General features: G+C 64.3%; 22 protein-coding genes. 5 read left to right on the top strand and 17 right to left on the bottom strand.

Annotation, left to right across the window (positions count from 1 at the left end; translation table 11 throughout):
- Nucleotides 1–62: 62 nt before the first annotated feature.
- Both FE851_RS04245 and FE851_RS04250 read right to left on the bottom strand, forming a co-directional pair.
- On the bottom strand, nt 63–1,394 hold the full coding sequence (locus tag FE851_RS04245) for a CsgG/HfaB family protein (RefSeq protein WP_145200054.1): 1,332 nt from the start codon (nt 1,392–1,394) through the stop codon (nt 63–65).
- Nucleotides 1,394–1,936, bottom strand: coding sequence for a hypothetical protein (locus tag FE851_RS04250; protein ID WP_261370844.1), 543 nt, complete (start codon nt 1,934–1,936; stop codon nt 1,394–1,396). The genes FE851_RS04245 and FE851_RS04250 overlap by 1 nt, the downstream gene beginning before the upstream one ends.
- A gap of 137 nt (nt 1,937–2,073) precedes the next feature.
- On the opposite strand from FE851_RS04250, the gene FE851_RS04255 reads away from it, so the two are divergent.
- A complete protein-coding gene (locus FE851_RS04255; RefSeq protein WP_145200057.1) occupies nt 2,074–2,634 on the top strand; it encodes a GIY-YIG nuclease family protein in 561 nt (186 codons plus the stop codon).
- Here the strand turns inward: FE851_RS04255 and FE851_RS04260 are convergent, their stop codons facing one another.
- From FE851_RS04260 to FE851_RS04270, 3 genes are all read right to left on the bottom strand, one after another.
- The gene (locus FE851_RS04260) at nt 2,635–3,087 is read right to left on the bottom strand and encodes a type II toxin-antitoxin system VapC family toxin (RefSeq protein WP_145200060.1); all 453 of its coding nucleotides are present in this window, start codon (nt 3,085–3,087) and stop codon (nt 2,635–2,637) included.
- Nucleotides 3,084–3,332: a type II toxin-antitoxin system Phd/YefM family antitoxin gene (locus FE851_RS04265; protein ID WP_145200063.1), complete on the bottom strand. Its 249-nt coding sequence runs from the start codon at nt 3,330–3,332 to the stop codon at nt 3,084–3,086. Before FE851_RS04265 ends, FE851_RS04260 begins: the two co-directional genes overlap by 4 nt.
- Before the next feature lie 265 nt (nt 3,333–3,597).
- Nucleotides 3,598–3,837, bottom strand: a complete 240-nt coding sequence (locus FE851_RS04270; RefSeq protein WP_145200065.1) for a ribbon-helix-helix domain-containing protein — start codon at nt 3,835–3,837, stop codon at nt 3,598–3,600.
- 145 nt (nt 3,838–3,982) lie between these two features.
- Between FE851_RS04270 and FE851_RS04275 the strand changes: the two genes are divergently transcribed.
- Complete coding sequence (locus FE851_RS04275) at nt 3,983–4,684, top strand: SOS response-associated peptidase family protein (protein ID WP_145200068.1); 702 nt, start codon at nt 3,983–3,985, stop codon at nt 4,682–4,684.
- Nucleotides 4,685–4,752: 68 nt separating this feature from the next.
- Here the strand turns inward: FE851_RS04275 and FE851_RS04280 are convergent, their stop codons facing one another.
- The 12 genes from FE851_RS04280 to FE851_RS26650 all read right to left on the bottom strand — a co-directional run bounded on the left by FE851_RS04280 (nt 4,753) and on the right by FE851_RS26650 (nt 15,497).
- Nucleotides 4,753–4,980 carry a DUF2274 domain-containing protein gene (locus FE851_RS04280; protein WP_145200071.1) on the bottom strand — a complete coding sequence of 76 codons (228 nt, stop codon included), beginning with the start codon at nt 4,978–4,980 and terminating at the stop codon, nt 4,753–4,755.
- Complete coding sequence (locus FE851_RS04285) at nt 4,977–6,179, bottom strand: TrbI/VirB10 family protein (protein WP_145204103.1); 1,203 nt, start codon at nt 6,177–6,179, stop codon at nt 4,977–4,979. The genes FE851_RS04280 and FE851_RS04285 overlap by 4 nt, the downstream gene beginning before the upstream one ends.
- 35 nt (nt 6,180–6,214) lie before the next feature.
- Nucleotides 6,215–7,180 carry a P-type conjugative transfer protein TrbG gene (trbG, locus tag FE851_RS04290; protein ID WP_145200074.1) on the bottom strand — a complete coding sequence of 322 codons (966 nt, stop codon included), beginning with the start codon at nt 7,178–7,180 and terminating at the stop codon, nt 6,215–6,217.
- Nucleotides 7,177–7,860: a conjugal transfer protein TrbF gene (gene trbF, locus FE851_RS04295; protein WP_145200077.1), complete on the bottom strand. Its 684-nt coding sequence runs from the start codon at nt 7,858–7,860 to the stop codon at nt 7,177–7,179. The genes trbG and trbF overlap by 4 nt, the downstream gene beginning before the upstream one ends.
- A 5-nt stretch (nt 7,861–7,865) precedes the next feature.
- Entirely contained in the window at nt 7,866–9,236 is a 1,371-nt protein-coding gene (trbL, locus tag FE851_RS04300; RefSeq protein WP_145200080.1) for a P-type conjugative transfer protein TrbL, read from the bottom strand.
- Nucleotides 9,233–9,481 carry a putative entry exclusion protein TrbK-alt gene (gene trbK-alt, locus FE851_RS04305; RefSeq protein WP_145200083.1) on the bottom strand — a complete coding sequence of 83 codons (249 nt, stop codon included), beginning with the start codon at nt 9,479–9,481 and terminating at the stop codon, nt 9,233–9,235. The genes trbL and trbK-alt overlap by 4 nt, the downstream gene beginning before the upstream one ends.
- Before the next feature lies 1 nt (nt 9,482).
- A complete protein-coding gene (trbJ, locus tag FE851_RS04310) occupies nt 9,483–10,202 on the bottom strand; it encodes a P-type conjugative transfer protein TrbJ (protein WP_145200086.1) in 720 nt (239 codons plus the stop codon).
- Nucleotides 10,199–12,682: a conjugal transfer protein TrbE gene (trbE, locus tag FE851_RS04315; RefSeq protein ID WP_145200089.1), complete on the bottom strand. Its 2,484-nt coding sequence runs from the start codon at nt 12,680–12,682 to the stop codon at nt 10,199–10,201. Before trbE ends, trbJ begins: the two co-directional genes overlap by 4 nt.
- Nucleotides 12,679–12,951, bottom strand: coding sequence for a VirB3 family type IV secretion system protein (locus FE851_RS04320; protein ID WP_145200092.1), 273 nt, complete (start codon nt 12,949–12,951; stop codon nt 12,679–12,681). Before FE851_RS04320 ends, trbE begins: the two co-directional genes overlap by 4 nt.
- Nucleotides 12,951–13,286 (bottom strand): TrbC/VirB2 family protein, encoded by a 336-nt coding sequence (locus FE851_RS04325; protein ID WP_145200095.1) that lies wholly within the window; start codon nt 13,284–13,286, stop codon nt 12,951–12,953. The genes FE851_RS04320 and FE851_RS04325 overlap by 1 nt, the downstream gene beginning before the upstream one ends.
- Nucleotides 13,283–14,218 (bottom strand): P-type conjugative transfer ATPase TrbB, encoded by a 936-nt coding sequence (trbB, locus tag FE851_RS04330; protein ID WP_145204105.1) that lies wholly within the window; start codon nt 14,216–14,218, stop codon nt 13,283–13,285. Before trbB ends, FE851_RS04325 begins: the two co-directional genes overlap by 4 nt.
- Nucleotides 14,219–15,371: 1,153 nt before the next feature.
- Nucleotides 15,372–15,497, bottom strand: coding sequence for a hypothetical protein (locus tag FE851_RS26650; protein ID WP_261370846.1), 126 nt, complete (start codon nt 15,495–15,497; stop codon nt 15,372–15,374).
- Nucleotides 15,498–15,500: 3 nt separating this feature from the next.
- Between FE851_RS26650 and FE851_RS04335 the strand changes: the two genes are divergently transcribed.
- From FE851_RS04335 to FE851_RS04340, 3 genes are read left to right on the top strand one after another with little or no spacing between them, the layout of a single operon-like run.
- Nucleotides 15,501–16,856: an EAL domain-containing protein gene (locus FE851_RS04335; protein WP_145200098.1), complete on the top strand. Its 1,356-nt coding sequence runs from the start codon at nt 15,501–15,503 to the stop codon at nt 16,854–16,856.
- Nucleotides 16,853–17,023, top strand: a complete 171-nt coding sequence (locus FE851_RS25985) for a hypothetical protein (RefSeq protein ID WP_186378741.1) — start codon at nt 16,853–16,855, stop codon at nt 17,021–17,023. Before FE851_RS04335 ends, FE851_RS25985 begins: the two co-directional genes overlap by 4 nt.
- 57 nt (nt 17,024–17,080) lie before the next feature.
- A complete protein-coding gene (locus FE851_RS04340) occupies nt 17,081–17,893 on the top strand; it encodes a winged helix-turn-helix domain-containing protein (RefSeq protein WP_145200101.1) in 813 nt (270 codons plus the stop codon).
- The last annotated feature ends 83 nt before the right edge of the window (nt 17,894–17,976 follow it).

Below are 17,976 nucleotides of genomic sequence, written 5' to 3' on the forward strand. Positions count from 1 at the left end.
GGGTTGCAACTGAGGGTTTGGAATCCGAATCCGTGTGGGGGTGGGCGCCTCCGTCGCTTTGATCAGGTCCCGATCCGCAGGCGCGCGAGGCGCTGCAGGCCGGGACTGTCAGGAATGATGGAGGGGTCGGTGGCGACCGGTCGCCAGTCGATCGTGACGGCGGCCGGAGCTATTCCGCGTTGCCTGAGCGCTGCCATAATCGCGGCAATCCGCCGGTCGGTCAGCGCCTCGCGCTTGGCAGGATCGAGGTTTTCTGTGTCGCGGCCGACGATGGTCAGGGTGATGACGCCCGTCGACGAGACAGTCACGATCCTGTCGAGCAGGGCCGGCGCGCTGCCGCCAAGCTCGCTCGAGCCGACATCGAATGCGATCGCGACAACTTCGCTCGACCTGCTCGGGATGGGAGCAGGACCGTTGAGCGCAGCGGCATTCCGCGACAGAACCCCGCGAGCCTCCGCCAGCGGCGCGGCCGAAGCGGCTACAGGCGCGGCGGCCCAGCTCGCCTGAGACATACACGGCGCCGGATCGACCTTCGAGACCGCACCGACCAGGCGCATGGTCGCCTCCTCAAGCGCGGTGCGAATGCCGAGCTGGAGGGGTTCCTGGCCCTTGGCGCCGATGTTCACGTCGAACAGGCTTGAACCGAAGAACCGGAAGATGCCGAAGCCGGTCTCGTAGCCGGTGAACTGCTTGGTGAGGCTGATGGTTCGCATCACCACCAGCGAGCGGGTGTCGACGATCCGCAGGTCGATGGCGACGCTCTGGGTGTAGGTCCGGTGCTTGGGGCCGACATTGCCAACCGCGAACTCCGCCCCGCCGGAACGGATGTCGTAGTTGAGTTCGGTGATCCCGCCGACGATGTAGTAGTCGGACGCCTGGATGCTGCCCCCAAAATAGGGAAGCCAGGAGACCGATTGCGCGCCAGCGGGACCAGGCAGTGCATGGACGTTGCCGTCGCCGAGCTGTCGACGATCGGTATAACCCAGCTCGCGTTCGCCGATCGTCGGGTCGAAGCGCTCGGCGATCCGGACCTGTCCTTGCAGCTTGCCGAGAGCGGAAGCGACCATGAGCGCGCCGCCCTGGGTGATCGCATTGCCCTCGTTGACCGAATATTTGCCGGTGTAATCCCGCACATCGCCGACGGCGATCACTAGCGGACGGTCACCGCGTGCGGCCATGTGGCCGGCAAAGCATTGCAGTACGCCGTCCATCGGAGTGCGATTGTCGCGCACCGCCGGTCCGGTCAGCGTGCGCGCTTCGCCCGGCGCCAGCCGCTGCCCGGCCATCGCCGCACAGCCGGGCAGGGCCAGCGCCAGGAGCGACACCCCCAAGATGCGCGGCCAGGCCGCGCCCCGCTTCCCGGCCAAACGGCGAGCATTTGCCTCGGCGCCCATCAGTTGAGCGCTCCGAACTTGCAGGCGGTCGAGCTGCTGACACTGGCAGTCTGGTCGCCGCTGTTGGTCTGGCTGGAATTGAGCGCCTGCGTCGCCGATCCGTACCCGGTGGCGATTGAGTCACCAGTGACGCCGGCAGCGATCGATCCGCTGTTGGCCTGATCCGTGCTGCTCGCGAGATCCGACCGACCGGCGATTCCGCTGTCGCTCGCGTTGCCGGTGGACGTGGCGGTCGCACCCGACACCGAGGGGGAATTGGCAAGCGCCGTCTGCGTGTCGGCATTGCCGGTCGCGGTCGAGGAAATGCCGCAGTTGAATTGGCGCTCGATCGTGGTCTGATAGACCGGCGCGGCATAGGAACCGGCTTTGCGCTTCTCGATCAGGTCGAGGATCGCTGCCTGGTTGACCCGGTCGGCGGAAGTGCGGAACTGCCAGCCAAGGCTTTCACCATAGTTGTTGGCATGAGCCGGAAGGGCGAGCGCCAGACAGGCCAGCGCGGAAGCGGCTGTCGTGGCACCGCGTGAAAATCGGTATGTCATCATCTGCGTCCCCATGGCCGCGGCACCGCGCGGCGGCCTCGGGGGCAATCAAGAGACGCATGAAATCATCGGCGGCAACAAGGATTTGTCATCGTCGCAGGCTGGCGAAGAAAGACAGGCAGCAGCGTAGAGGTGCAGGAATGAGGCAGGACGAGCTACAGGCAAAAATCGTGGAACTGCTGGGTGCCGATCTCGCATTCCTTGCGGGCGCGGACGATTCGGCACCGACGACTCCCGGTGCCTATGCCCTTTTGATCGAGCTGGATGCGCCGCTGCACTTCATTTGGCGCGGCAGCGGCATTTCACTTGGCGAGGGCTTGTATGTCTACTCGGGAAGCGCACGAGGCCCCGGTGGTATCCGATCGCGCCTGCGCCATCATTATCGTCGTGGGAAGCGTCCTCACTGGCATGTCGATCATCTGACGAATGCTGCGCGCGGCATCTCGGCCGTGGCCACGACGCATCGGTCCGAATGCGATATTGCGGACTTGCTCAATGGTTCGGGAGAGTTCGAGTTTCCTATTCCCGGCTTCGGAAGCAGCGATTGCCGACGGTGCCGTTCCCATCTACTCAGGTACAGGGTCGATACATGCGCTTCCCTGGCCGAATTTGGAGAACAGGAGAAAGCCTTTGCCGCGAGCTTCCGGCGTTCTCGCAGGAAGGCCGATCCCGATATCAGTCTCGGATATGAGACCGATTGATCAATTCGACCGGATCACCTCGTCCGGTGAAAAGACCGGAACTCCGAACGGGACGAAGTGCTTCGTATTGGCGGTAATGATCACCAGATCGTGGGCCTGTGCGATGCCGGCGATGGCAGCATCCGCCATCCCGGGATCATGACCGGCCGCCGCAGCTTTGGCCTCGAGCCGACCGCCGATCGCTGCTGCAGGAGCGTCGAACGAAAGTATCCGGTCGTCGTAAGTTGCGACGAGACCGGTGTTCCAGATGCGCAGCGCCTGTGCCTTCGCGGTTGCTCCCTTGAGATCGAGCAGGGCAATGCCCTTCTCGACCTCATGGACGGTAATCACGGACAGGAAGATTTGTCCTTCCCGATCGCGATCGCCCAGCCATTCGAGGAAAGATGCCGACGTATCGGTCCGCGACGGCGAGAGCATCGAGACGACATTGGTGTCGAGCAGAAAGCCTCTCAAAGCGCTACATCCCGGGAGGGCTTGCGGTTGCGCTCAAAGTCTCCGCCCGGGAAGGTTCTCAGGTAGGATACGAGACTGGAGCGATCACGCTCGATCGCCTTGCGCGCGATTTCGGCAGCTTCGAGCGACACAAGTGCCGCCACCGGCTTGCCGTGGCGGGTGATCGTCACGATTTCACCCTTGATGGCTTCATCGACAAGTCCCGAAAATCCCGCCTTGGCGTCCTTGAGGTTGATGGTCAGCATCAATTCGACTCTTGTGCAAAGTGGTCATATGTGACCACAATATACACTCGATCATCTCGAATGCAAGGGTAGGGTTTATTAACTCTGCGGTCGTTTTGGCGGGGGCGGCGCAGGCGGGAATTGGCTCTGCCTATGCCGGTCGCCGAATAAGGTCGATCCGCAAATGTGACGCCGCCTCAGCGATCGACGTTGTGGGTCAGTGGCCGAGCGCTGAAGGTTTCCGAGTGAGCATCAGGAACTGGCGCACCGTGACGATGCGCATCGGTCAGTTCTTGCGCGCGTCGCCAACCGCTTCCTCGATAAGGTCTTCCAGCTCTTCGACCGGGAGATCATCGAATCCCGCTCTTGCTTCGGCGAGAGTCAGGTCGAGCAACCGCCATTTGACCGATTCCTCGATGAACCGGGACAGATCGCCCTTCTTCATCCCGCGCTGCGCCAGGTAGGTTCGCAGTTCGATATCGGTCTCTGGTGCCACGTTGACGGTCCAGCGAGTAACTTCGCCCATAATTGAAACTCCACAAGCTGTTATACGCTTATCATGTTTAACGGCTATCTTCAACGCGCGAGCGAGAGACATGCCGAGCAGGACGGCCGCGCGCCCGCAGCCATCGGTCTCGTCCGAAGACGTCGGCCGACTATATAATGCAGCCATGACAAAGCTGATTCGCTGCCGGGGTGGTCTTGCCGAGATCGCATCAGCCTTCGACGCACAGCCGGCCTCTGCCTTGCATTGGCACGGCGATATCTGGCCCGGCGAGCGCGCCCTTGTCGTGACATCTTGCGACGGCGGCCGGCGTCTCGACATGCTCGAGTGGGGCTTACCTTCGTCCTGTTTCGTCACAGGTGATCGCCATGAGCATCGCGAAACAGTGTTCGCGCGAGATCTTGCACCCCGCAGCGGCTCGCTCGTTGCCCCCGACCTTCTCACGCGCTGCCTGATCGTTGTTGAGGCGGTCGCCTATCCGGTCGGAGATGCCGGAGGACGAACCCGCGCCTGGGCCGGCCTTTGGGATGAGCCCTTGGCCGCATGGGCAGGGGTGTGCGCTGCCGACGTCTCGAGCGGGTGCGCGGGGATATTGATCCCCGCCAATTCCCTGATCGCGCAGGTCAGCGGGCATATGCCGATGCTGCTGCAGCGACATGATTGGCAGGATTGGCTTGAGGGCAGAAGCCCTGCCTGGGATCTTGGTCCTGCCTATCCTTTGTCCGCGTGGTATCTTGAGCAATGGGGAGAGAGCTGGAGCACGGGCATCCTGATGGACGACGCCGAGGAGGATCGTTTTTCCGCGCGGTTCAAGCGTTCTCGGGGTAAAGTCGACCCGAACATCGAACTCGGATACGACAGCGGCTGATCATAACGCTCGCCCGCTCGTCCGAAACTTGCCGTGTTTTTCGCAGCTGAGGGCTCCTGCCGATCCCATCACGTCTTCCGGCTGTTCCTTCCGCGCGCAAAGCCGCGGTCGGTGGCGATGAACCTCTCCAGCATTGGCGGGATCAGCCGCTCGATCACAATGGGGTGTTCAAGGCCATTTTCGACAGCATGAGCCGCTGCATAGGCGCCAAGATCGCGAGCGAGTGAACCTGGCAGCTCGATCGTCAGCTTGAGGGGCTTGTCCTCGATAATGGGACCAAGACGAAGGCGGCTCATCGTCGCGCTCCCGACTGGAGCGGTTCGAGTACCATGTCGCGCGTCACCAGAACCCTAAGGACATGACCTGGGCGCACGGTCAATGTCGGCGGCACGTTAATCTGGCGTTGGACAACCTGCCGTCCGGTCTGGTTGATCGTGTCCTGCGTTCCATACCGCAGCGCCTTCACCAGCTCGTCGTCGCTGTCGGTGGCAAGCTGCGTACCGACACCCATCAAGGTCGAGATGAGCGCTGCTTTGAGCATGTTGCCCCAGTGGTAGTTGGTCCGGTCGTGGAGGCCTGCCATGCCGCCGGCATCCGTTCCGGGTTGCCGGTCGAGCAGGATCGAGCGTCCGCCAGGGAGAATGAGGCGATCCCAGGCCAGCAGAACGCGGTTTTGCCCCGCGCTCACCTCGCTGTCATATTCGCCGATCAACCGCGATCCCTGGGGAATGAGGAGGATCCGCCCGGTGGGACTGTCGTAGACGTTCTGGGTTACCTGCGCGGTGATCTGGCCGGGAAGGTCCGACTGGATGCCGGTGATCAGCGCCGCAGGAATGACGCTGCCCGCTTGGAGAATATTGGGGGAGACCGGCGCAATCACGCGCTCGTCGCTGACCGTGGCGCGATTGGCGCCGGCAGTCATGAACCCGCGCTTGCCCGCGGGTGCGGCAGCGTCGTTCGGACTTGTCGGCGCCGGACCCGGCCCGCCGACCGTCCGTTCCAACGATGCCGCGGCCGTTGCGGCATTGGCGCCGCCGAGGAACAGGCGGCTCGTGCGGGCGGAGTCCTGCTCCTGACCGATCCGCTGACGCGCCTGGTCGGCCGCTGTCGCCTGCGGGTCCGGCGCCCCGCCGGAAGGGGGCGACATAGGCGGGACCGGCGCAAACTCGCCCTTGTTCTGCGCTGAAAGGATCGGTCGGCCGAGATCTCCGGGAAGCGGCTGACCGAGCTTGGGCACCTGCGAATAGTCCTTGGGCGCCGAGGTCACACTGTCCGCCTTGTTGCGGCTTTGGGTGTCGTAGACGTTCTGCGCCGCTTCACGCCGCGGGCTCTGCAACGCAAAAATCAGCGCGCCGCCGATGCCCAATCCCGCGACACCCCCGATCACGGCGAGGGCCTTGCGCGACAGGCGCATGACGCGCGGCGGCTCGCTCCTGAGGCTGAACGCCGCGGCTGCGCCCGCGACAGGGGCGGCCACGGTGGAGGTGGCTTCCATCACTGGAGGACGCTCGTGCTCCCGTTCCGGCCCGCTCACGACCGGCCCCTCCGCCGGGGAGCGTCACGCTCGATGCGGACGTGACGCTGCCGGTTGCCGCTGGCGAGACGAAGCTCGGCCTTCTCGAAAAGCCGATCGACGATCATGTAGCGCCCGGCGACCCGGTAATTGACCAGCTCGGCCGTGCCCTTTTCGCCGATGACGAACAGGGGAGGCATGTCACCGCGCGTCACCGTTTCCGGGAACTCGATGAAGACCTGCCTGCCGTCGTCGAAAACCCGCAGCGGACGCCAGTCCGGCTTGTCGCCGGAAAGCCGGTAGCGAAAGTCGAGCGAGCGCATGTCGAGACCGGACGAGAGCGGCGCAGTCCTCGCCCGTTCCGCATTGGCCGTGCGCAGAGCGATCAGCGCATCCTGCGGGTAGGTCCAGGAAACCGAAGCCATATAGGTGGACGGTGTTGCCCGCAGTTCGACGTGATAGGTGCGCCGGTCGGTGTTGATGATGAGGTTGGTCGAGATGTCGGGGCGGACCGGTTTCACGAGGATGTGAACCCGGCGGCTCGCGCCTTGGCCGCTCACCGTATCGCCGATGATCCAGCGAACGGTGTCGCCCGAAGCGACCGGCCCCGGCCCGACCAGCTCCTCGCCCTCTTGCAGGACGATGTCGGTCACCTGGCCGGGCGCGGTATAGACCTGATAGAGGGCGCCATCGGCATAGGCATATTGCTGGATCGCGTTCTGATAGCCCGACCGCTCGGGCTGAACACGCGCGGCGACGTTGGCGCGTCCAACCCGCGTGCGCGGATCCGGCGCATCGGCAGGCTTTCGAGTCCCAGAGGATCGCGGGCGAGGCGAGACGGCGCTGCCGTTCGTCTTCTTGCTCGCGCCCGGCGTCGCGCGATCGGCGGCGATCGCCATGTCGAGCGTTGCCATCGGCAGGAGCAGAGCGCCAGACAGCATCAGCGCGAGTGCGCGTCGCGCGGCGGATTTCGACAGGGTCATTGGCTGAGTTCCTTCGACCAGTTGAGGGCATCGACGAAGATGCCGAGAGGATTCTTGCGCAGATCGTCGGGCGTGCGCGGCGATTGCACGACGACCGTCAGGATTGCCGACCAGCGCGAGGTCTCGACCAGCGAGCCATCCTGGTAGCGGCGCTCGGTCCACGCCACGCGGAACGAGCCCGGTGACGCCCGAATGACGCTCGACACGTCGGTCGCGATCTGCACCTTTCCGACCAGGGCGAACGGATCGTTGCCCCGGGCATAGTCGTTGAGCGCCAAGGCGCCCCTATCCGTCGTGAAGTCGTAGGCGCGCAGCCACGCCTGTCGCAGCACGATCGGGTCCGAGGGCACCGAGCGGACCTGTTCGATGAAGCGGGCGAGATGGAATGCGATCTGCGGGTCGCTCGGCTGATAGCCCGCTTCGGCCGGCGCGATGGCCTGCGCCTCGCCAAGCTTGTCGACCTGAACGACCCAGGGGACGATGTGCCCGCGCGCGGACTGCCAGACGAGGCCGGCGGCAAGGCCGCCCGACAGCGCCAGGCAACCGAAGAAGGCGAGTCGCCAGTTCTTCGCCTGGACGCGGGCTGAGCCGATGCGGTCATCCCAGACCTGGGCGGCGCGCTGATAGGGCGTGACGGGCTCTGGCGATTGCCCGTAGCGGATGGAGGGGCGTCGAAACATGCGTATCAATCCTTTTCGGAGATGTCGGGACCGGCTCCGCCGCCGTGGCTGTCGCCGCTCTTGAGGGTATGGGCGGCCATGCTTCCGGCCCCGGCGATGGTTTGGCGCCGCTTCATGTCGTTGGCCCATTTGGGTGGGGCCGTCGGCGCCGCGGCGGTCGATTCTGAAGGTGCCCGCGTGGACGATCCCCCGGCGCCTTCCGGCTCGATCACGCCGAGCCCGGAACGCGCGCCGCTGCGGAAGTTGCTCTTGAGGGCTTCCGACGCCTTGGATGCAGCGCCGCGCAAGGGCGAGGTCACGGTATTTGCCGCACCGCGAACGGCCGCCTCGCCCGCAGCTGCGACGCCGCCCGCAACTGCATCGGCTCCAGTCTTGCCAAGCGAACCGACGCTGTAAGCGCCGGCAGCGGAGCCAGCCGCACGGGCACCGGCCTGCGCGGTGGAGGCTGCCATCCGCCCACCGGCAGCAGCGGCCGAACCAGCAGCGCCCGCGGCAAGCCGGGTGCCCGCGACGCCGGCGGCGAGCGAGCCGCCGGCGAGGACTGCCGTGCCGGCTGCTGCGCCTGCGCCAAGCTGGGGACCGCCGCTGACGATGCCGTTAGCGATACTCGGGCCGAACACGCCGAGGCCGAGCAGCGTGAGCGCGGCGAGCGCGATCGTCATCACCTGTTCGAGATCGGGCTCGGCCACGCCCTGAAGCGCCGCAAACTGGCTGAACAGGGTCGTGCCGATGCCGGTGATGACAGCGAGAACCAGCACTTTAATGCCGGACGAGATGATATGGCCCAGCACGCGCTCGGCCATGAAGGCGGTGCGACCGAAGAAGGCGAACGGCACCAGGACGAAGCCGGCCAATGTCACCAGTTTGAACTCGATGATCGTGATGAAGACCTGGATCGCGAGAACGAAGAAGGCCAGCACGACGATCAGCCAGGCGATCAGCAGCACGAGAATCTGGACGAAATTCGTGAACAGGCCGACCGGCCCGACAAGATCGGCGGTCGCATCGAGCAGCGGGCCGCCGGCATCGAGCCCGGTCGCAGCGACCGTGCCGGGCTTCATGAAATCGCCGATCGCCAATGCGCCGCCGGACGCCTTGAGCCCGAGTCCCGCGAAACTCTCGAAGAGGATGGTCGCGAGGTTCGAGAAATTGCCGATGATGAAGGCGAACGTGCCGATATAGAGCGTCTTCTTGACGAGGCGCTGCAGGACGTCCTCATCCGCGCCCCATGCCCAGAACAGCGCGGCGATGGTCACGTCGATCACGATCAGGGTCGATGACAGGAAGCCGACCTCGCCGCCGAGGAGGCCAAAGCCGGATTCGACGTAGCTGGTGAAGACCGCCAGGAACTGGTCGATCACGGAAGTGTCGTTCATGGCCGGGCGTCCTGACCAAAGAAGTGACGGCGGCGCGCTTCCCAGGCCGCATCGCAAGCTGCGTCGGGCGCCGTTGTGGTCCGGCAACGTGCCATGTGAGCCGTCGACCGCTCATCCGAAGTCTCGTCCAGCACCGGGACGATGACCGTCTCCCGCGACGCATCTCGGCGGGCGGAGACGACCGCAACGGCCAGCAGGATGCCGCCCAGTACGCAAGCACCCGCAATCTTCACCGTCCGGCTCATGTCAGTTCGCCTTGCGGAAGCGGCGGAAGCGCTCGCGTCCCTCGGCTTCTGTCGCGGCGCTGCGCGCGGCGTCGAGCGTCTGCGCCCGGGCCTGCGCCGTGAGCGCAGCGGTCAGATCAGCGAGCTGCTGCGCCTGAAGCGCAAGGAGCTGGTTTCCGGCCTGCGCGGCTTGCAGCGCGCCTTGCGCGGACTGGCTGGCGCCCACGAGAGTGTTGATCGCGCTGCGCGCGCCCTCAATGTTGCCGACGACGCCGGCCTGAACGCGCAAGGCGTCCTCGAAGGCGCCGACGCTGTCCTTCCAGCGCTCATCGGCATTGGCGACCATCTGTGCCGCGCCGCCGGAAAGCGCGGTTCCCTTGTAGCGGGCGGTGAAGGCGTTCTGGATGTCCTGGACGTCGTAGGCGATGCGCTGCGCCTGTCCGAGCAGTTGCTGGGTGCGCTGCACCTGGCTTTGCAGCGCGGCGATTGTCGACGTCGGCAGGCTTGCAAGGTTCTTGGCCTCGTTGATCAGCGACGTCGCCTGGTTCTGGATTTGCTGAATCTGGTTGTTGATCTGTTGGAGCGACCGCGCCGCGGTCAGCACGTTCTGGGCGTAATTGGTGGGATCGTAGACGATCCCGCCGAACTGCGCCGAAGCCGACGAGGGAAGCAGGACGCCGCCCCCGAGCGAAAGACCGAGCGCCCCGACGATCAGGGCGCGGCGAAGCGAATTGCGGCTCATAGCTGGATCTCCTGGAACGCGGACGGGGGCACGCCGCCGGCCTGTTGGAACGCTGTCAGCGGATGTGGCTCGGGCAGCATGTCGGCGGCCCAGTCGAGACCGCGATGGGCAAGCCATGCGGCGGCGAACCCTTCGCGGCCGTGGATCTCGACAAGCTGGGCGATCATGCGCTGGTCGGTCTTGGAAGAGGCAGCAGTGAATGCGAGCGCCACGTCGCCCAGGCCCAGCTCGAACAGGCGATTGCCCCGGCGTGACTGGCAGTAATAGTCGCGCTTGGGGGTCGCCCGGCTCAGAATCTCGATCTGCCGCGCATTGAGCCCGAAGCGCTCATAAACACGCAGGATCTGGGGTTCGACGGCGCGCTCGTTGGGCAGGAAGATGCGGGTCGGACAGGATTCGATGATCGCGGGCGCGATGCTCGAGGTCTCGATGTCGGCAAGGCTCTGCGTCGCGAAGATGACGCTGGCGTTCTTCTTGCGCAGTGTTTTCAGCCACTCGCGAAGCTGGGCTGCAAACGCGGGGCTGTCGAGAACCAGCCAGCCTTCGTCGATGATGATGAGCGTCGGCGAACCGTCGAGCCGTCCTTCGATCCGGTGGAACAGATAGGAGAGCACCGCAGCGGCCGAGCCTGCGCCGACCAGCCCTTCGGTTTCGAACACCTGCATTGATGCTTCGCCCAGCTTCTCGGCCTCGGCATCGAGCAGCCGGCCCCACGGCCCGCCGACGCAATAGGGGGCCAGGGCCTGCTTGAGCTGCTGGCTCTGCAACAGGACCGCGAGGCCCGTGAGGGTGCGTTCGGACGGCGGCGCGGATGCGAGCGAGCCGAGCGCCGACCAGATATGCTCCTTGGCCTGCGGGTCCACGACGATGCCTTCCTCGGCAAATCTCGCGGCGAGCCATTCTGCCGCCCATGCACGTTCGGCGGGATCGTCGATCCGGGCAAGCGGCTGTAGCTGGACGCCCGCGTCGGTATCGTCGGAGAGGCTGCCGCCGAGATCCTGCCAGTCGCCGCCCATGGCAAGCGCGGCGGCGCGGATCGAACCGCCGAAGTCGAACGCGAACACTTGTGCGCCTTCATAGCGGCGAAACTGCATCGCCATGAGCGCGAGCAGGACGGACTTGCCCGCACCCGTCGGGCCGACCACGAGGGTATGACCGACATCGCCGACATGGAGGGAAAGACGGAACGGGGTCGAGCCTTCGGTCTTGCCGTAGAGCAAGGGGGGAGCATTGAAGTGCTCGTCCCGTTCCGCCCCCGCCCACACCGCTGACAAGGGGATCATGTGGGCGAGATTGAGCGTGGAAAGCGGCGGCTGGCGGACGTTGGCATAGACGTGGCCGGGCAGGCTGCCGAGCCATGCCTCGATCGCATTCATGCCCTCGATCGTGCAGGTGAAGTCGCGGCCCTGGATGATCTTTTCGGCAAGCCGCAGCTTTTCGGCCGCAACGGCCGGATCACGATCCCATACCGTCAGGGTCGCGGTGACATAGGCCATGCCGGCATAATCCGCGCCAAGCTCCTGCAGGGCGATGTCGGCATCGGCCGCCTTGTTCGCGGCATCGCTGTCGACCAGCGTCGATGGTTCGTTGGTCACGACCTCCTTGAGGATGGCGCCGATGCTCTTGCGCTTCGCGAACCATTGCCGCCGGATTCTGGTCAGCATCCGGTTGGCATCGGTCTTGTCCAGCATGATCGCGCGGGTCGACCAGCGATATTCGAAGGCGAGGCGGTTCAACTCGTCGAGCAACCCCGGGAAAGTGGCGCTGGGAAAGCCGACGACGCTCAGCGTGCGCAGATAATGGTCGCCGAGACGCGGCTCGATCCCGCCGGTCAGCGGTTCGTCGGTGAGCAGCGCATCGAGGTGCATGGGCGTCTCGGGCACCCGGACCCGCTGGCGCTTCGTCGAGACGGTGCTGTGGAGATAGGTGAGTGTCTCGCTGTCATCGAGCCAGCGGATTTCCGGAACGAAGCCCTCGACGAGGCCCAGCACCCGGTCGCTGCGGTCGGTGAACCCTTTGAGCAGTTCCCGCGGATCGACACCGGCCCCCGAGCGGCCCTCGAACAGCCAGCTTTCGGCACGCGCGGCTTCCTCGGCCGGCGGCAACCACACCAGCGTGAGATAATAGGCACTCTCGAAGTGGGCGCCTTCCTCACGGAACTGTTCGCGCCGCTCCATGTCCACCAGTGCGGAAACCGGATCGGGGAACGGGTCGTCGGGATAATCGAGCGCGGGCGCCCGCTGCGCCTCGACGAAGATCGCCCAGCCAGATCCCAGACGCCGCAGCGCGTTGTTGAGCCGAGCGGTCACGGCGACCAGCTCGGAGGGCGTGGCGCTGTCGAGGTCGGGTCCGCGAAAGCGCGCCGTGCGCTGGAACGATCCGTCCTTGTTCAGCACGACACCTTCGTCGACCAGCGCGACCCAGGGCAGAAAGTCCGCCAGGTGGGCAGCGCGATTGCGATATTCGCGCAAGCTCATCATGGCCGCATCCACGTCGGATAGCGCAGGTGGCGCCGAGCCACGTCCACGAACTGCGGATCGCGGCGCGCGGACCACACGGCCAGCACGTGCCCGACGATCCAGATCGCGATGCCGGCGATCCAGAGCTGCAAGCCGAGACCAATGGCGGCGGCCAGAGTGCCGTTGACGATGGCGAGCGCGCGTGGGGCTCCGCCCAGCAGGATCGGCTCGGTCACCGCGCGGTGAACGGGGGCGTAGAAGCCTGCGATCGGTTCGGCTGGCTCCAGCATCAGACCAGCACTCCACCGCCGAAGCTGAAAAACGACAGAAAGAAGCTCGACGCGGTGAACGCGATCGACAGGCCGAACACGATCTGGATCAGCTTGCGAAAGCCGCTCGACCCATCGCCAAATGCAAGAGCGAGTCCGGTCGAGATGATGATCAGGACACCGATGATCTTCGCCACCGGCCCTTCGATCGATTCAAGGATGCTTTGAAGCGGCGCCTCCCACGGCATCGAGGATCCCGACGCATGAGCGGTGGTCGATACGAGGAGGGCGGCGGCGACAAATGCGAAGGCATGGATCGTGCGGTCGCGCGCTCCGCACAGGGACGGGAGGATCATGAGAGTTCTCCGGAACAAGAGATAATGGGGACAAGGCGGTAATCGCCCGTCTCAGGGATGAGGCCGTCCACGCGCGCCAGTTCGACGAGCTTGCGCGCCGTGCCGTGCCGCACGAGGACGGCGACCAGGTTGATGGTTTCGGCAATCAAGGCGCGCGGCACTGTCACCACCGCTTCCTGGATGAGCTGTTCCATCCGCCGCAGCGCACCGAGCGCGCTGCCGGCGTGGATCGTGCCGATCCCGCCGGGATGGCCGGTGCCCCAGGCTTTGAGCAGATCGAGCGCTTCGGCGCCGCGCACCTCGCCGATGGGAATGCGGTCGGGTCGCAGGCGCAGCGAGGAGCGTACGAGATCGGAGAGGGAGGCGACGCCGTCCTTGGTGCGCATCGCCACGAGATTGGGCGCGGAGCACTGCAACTCGCGCGTGTCCTCGATCAGCACGACCCGGTCGGACGTCCGCGAGACCTCCGCAAGCAGGGCGTTGGTCAGCGTCGTCTTGCCGGTCCCCGTGCCCCCGGCGACGAGGATGTTCAGCCTGTCGGCGACGCCCGAGCGCAGGACCTCGGCATCATGCTCCGCCATGATGCCGGCGGCGACATAGTCGGCGAGCGTGAAGACCGCGACCGCAGGCTTGCGGATCGCGAAGGCAGGCGCGGTGACGACCGGCGGAAGCAGGCCTTCGAAGCGTTCTCCCGTTTCGGGCAACTCGGCGGAGACTCGCGGCGCACGGGCGTGGACTTCGGCTCCGACATGGTGGGCGACGAGACGGATGATGCGCTCGCCATCGGCCGGCGCGAGCGTTTCGCCGGTGTCGCTGATCCCGCCGCCGAGGCGGTCGACCCAGAGGCGACCATCGGGGTTGAGCATGACCTCGATGACCGCGGGATCGGCCAGCCACCCGGCAATGGTGCTGCCGAGCGCCGTGCGCAGCATGCGTGCGCCGCGGGCATTTGCTTCGGATTGATGCGGCAGTGCGCCCATCGTCTTCCCCGTTTCCAGGCACCGAACGATCTGCACGGCGCAACGGGGATGATTAAGAGACGCAGAATAACTGCAGAATCAACAACCATTTAAAGTGGGAGTAGGGTGGCGAAGAAAGACAGGTCGCATCGTCAGATAGAGATAGCGGGAAAGTTATAAAGTAGTGTAGGCGATGCAGGCGATCGCTGTCTGGTTCCGAGCGGCATTCTGAATGAATTCTCGTGATTTGCCTTTTTCGCAGACCTCACATGCTGTCCATCTGTGCGAACACTTCGATTCGTGTGTCATCAGGCCATCATCTATCCGAGACCGACGCGACTTGCTGGATCAATGCTACGCCACGTGGTCCGCTCGTCGCCGGGTTGCCACGAGCGCGGTAAGTATCTGAAAGTCCATAAGACCTATCAATCAACGAACGCGAACCTCACGCTGCCTCGTTGCCCCTGTGCGGCCAGACGAGCGGGAAAGACGCAGGCGTTACACAATGCGCCTTGACAGCCCAAGCCATCAGCGTGGTGCCAGGCAGCAGAATTCCGCGGCTCACTGGCGAGAATTATTCCGAGTTCACGGGAGCGCTTCGCAACGAAGCTGTGCTGGCCGGGTTCTGATAATAGGAAAACGGAGAGTCTCCATTGTTCCCGGGCTTTCCCTCCGCCACGCAGCAGTTTTCGCGCGGTTCAGTCCATTGCGCAGTGCGTTTGCGGCTGTCGACGTTTGGGGAGCCGATACACTTTAGCCAACAGTGTAACAGGCGATTCGCAGGGCAGCGGCGGCGCAAATGCGCTATATAATCTGTCTCTTATACACATCTAGATGTGTATAAGAGACAGGCCACATCCGGGCCGCAATATCGCGCTCCTCGGGACCTGTCTCTTATACACATCTAGATGTGTATAAGAGACAGGCCACATCCGGGCCGCAATATCGCGCTCCTCGGGACCTGTCTCTTATACACATCTAGATGTGTATAAGAGACAGGCCACATCCGGGCCGCAATATCGCGCTCCTCGGGACCTGTCTCTTATACACATCTAGATGTGTATAAGAGACAGGCCACATCCGGGCCGCAATATCGCGCTCCTCGGGACCTGTCTCTTATACACATCTAGATGTGTATAAGAGACAGGCCACATCCGGGCCGCAATATCTGTCTCTTATACACATCTAGATGTGTATAAGAGACAGTCTGTAACCCGCACGGAGGAACTGGGTCCTCCGGAGGTGGGGGCACCCGATGGCTCAGGCGCATATTTCCAAAGATAATGGGTATGGGCACCATCCCCGGACTGAAGATGGTGGGCGCGTTGCCCGCTACAGCCGGGCCGCCGTCGAAAATGAAGTTCACCTGGCTCTGCAGATCGACAATTATTTCCAGATAGGTGCTGTATACGGGCAATGGGCCGCTGACCGAGCGGTCACGGAAGTTTGCAACGCCTTGCTTACGCTGGGCGGGCGGAAGGACGCGGCGACGCGCACTCATGTGCTGCCAGATGGCGATGGCAGGCTGAAAGCAATCTTCTGGTCCAGCACGGTGGATGTGCGGTCACTCGTTCACGCTTGCTGCGTGACATTGGGTACGACGCCGATTCCATGCGGGAAGGCGTCCGTTGTTCCGGTGATTTCGGTGGGGTTTCCTGCGGCGAACCTTGCCGCCGAGGGCGCTGAGCGGGATGCTGTTCTGCTGCGTTCCGCTGATGAAGCCCTCGAACTCGCTGCCGTCGGGAATGGAATCTCCGGCTTTGGTGTAACCGCCACCGCCGCTCCCGTGTTCGAAAGTGATATGGCCTTGGCGGCTGATCTTCTGTCGGCGATGGCAGAGGGGCCAGTGCTGGCTTGGCAACCTGTACGGAATGCCGACAGCGCCTGCGACATGCTCTATCGTGAGGCCCTGCTGCGCGCCGTTAATGACGATGGCACGCCAATGTCGCCCGTCATTGGCCTTCAGGCCATCGAGCGGCTAGGCTTGACTATGGCGCTTGATTGCGTCGTCGTCTCCCACGTGCTCGACGAACTGGAAGCGTCTTCCCAAGACGTTTGTCTCGCCGTCAATATTTCCGCTCGGAGTGCGAGGTGCAGCTTCTGGTGGAGCGAAGTGTTCGCGCGTCTGGCTCGTGACCGTTCGCTTGCCAGCAGGTTGATCGTCGAGATCACCGAAACCGCGCCGCTTCCTTCGATCAGCGAAGCCGTTGCATTTGTCGATCGGCTTCGTGCTTTTGGTTGTACGATCGCGATCGACGACTTCGGCGTGGGGCATAGCTCCATCCGGACGTTGCTGGCGCTCCGGCCGGACATCGTGAAGATCGACGCGCTTTTTCTTCATCGGGCAGCTTGCACCGACACCGACCGGCGAGCCTTTGAGCATCTGGTCGGGCTGGCTGAGTCTCTTGCCCCGACCGTGGTCGTGGAGGGAGTCCAGACCGACGAACAGAGAAAGCTTGCCCGCGATGCCGGCGCCTTCTGGCAGCAAGGATACCATCACGGCGCGCCCAGCCTTTGCCGGCCTTGGCGGGGGCGCCACGTTGAATTCGTGGTGCCAGCACCGCTGCAGGATGCTGCGCTGAATGTCGATCGCAGGCAGGCTGTGCAATGACCTCGCCGTGGCGCCATCCTGAGGCCGAACTCGAACTGTCGGCGAACGCGATTGTCGGCGACGAACAAATCGATCTGGCAGCCTCGATTGTCAAAGGCCTGGTGTTTGGAGTGCCGCTGAGCGGTTTGCTGTGGTGCGGCATCATCTGGGTGATCCGAGCGTGGTGAATTGCGGTCAGTCTCGTCCGGCAATTGCCTGCAGCAAGCGCGAACGGAGGGCCTAGAATGTCCGTCTCGCTGTCTGCGCATCATGCCCGCGTTCTTGCGAACCGCAATATCGAGCGGGCGGTCGCATCACGATTATTCGAGCTACCGGAATCGCTCATAGATGATGGCGAGACATTCCGGCTCGTCGAAATAGCGGACAAGACATGTCACCGACGCCGCGCCTGGCTGAACGGCTTGGTGGAGTGCCAACAACAGTTCAACTATAGCCACGACGCAGTCCGCTATCTCTGTCAGGCCGATCACGCGTTCACCGTGCTGCTTATCAGCGGCGATGATCGGCGCCGCATCTATACGATTCTTCGGGACGTGCGTGCGCTCCTTCCTGGGAAGATCATTGTCCCGGTCCTCAACGACGCATCATCCGAGGTCAGCGCGGATCTGATCAAACGCGGAGCCGACGACGTCCTGCACTGTTCCATGGCGCCACAGGAGGGCGTTGGCCGGCTCGGCGCGCTCCTCCGGCGAAGGGAGTGGGCGCTCGGTCGGCAGGCGGTCGAAGAATTCACGGTAGCGAAGCGGCGCGCTCGGATGCGTTCGCTGTCGTCTGTCCATCTCACCCCGATGGAAGAGCGAATCCTGGCTGTCCTTGCAGAACGTGAAGGTCGGGTCGTCTCCTATCGCTCCATTGCATCGCGCGCGGCTCCCTACTGGGACGAGCGCGACAACATGAGAAGCCTGCAAGTGACGATGTGCCGTTTGCGCCGGAAACTGGCTCGGGGCGTCTGGATCGAAAACCAGTGGGGCCACGGTTACGCGCTCAGGTTGAAGAACCTGGGACGCGCGGCAACGGGAGGCACCCATGCAGCCTAGCTCCGCACGGACATTTCATCTCCCTGCGGTCGGGGCGGGCACTCGCCCCCCCCCCCCCCCCCCCCCCCCCCCCCCCCCCCCCC

Source organism: Sphingobium sp. B2, assembly GCF_007693735.1.
Lineage (GTDB): Bacteria > Pseudomonadota > Alphaproteobacteria > Sphingomonadales > Sphingomonadaceae > Sphingobium > Sphingobium xenophagum.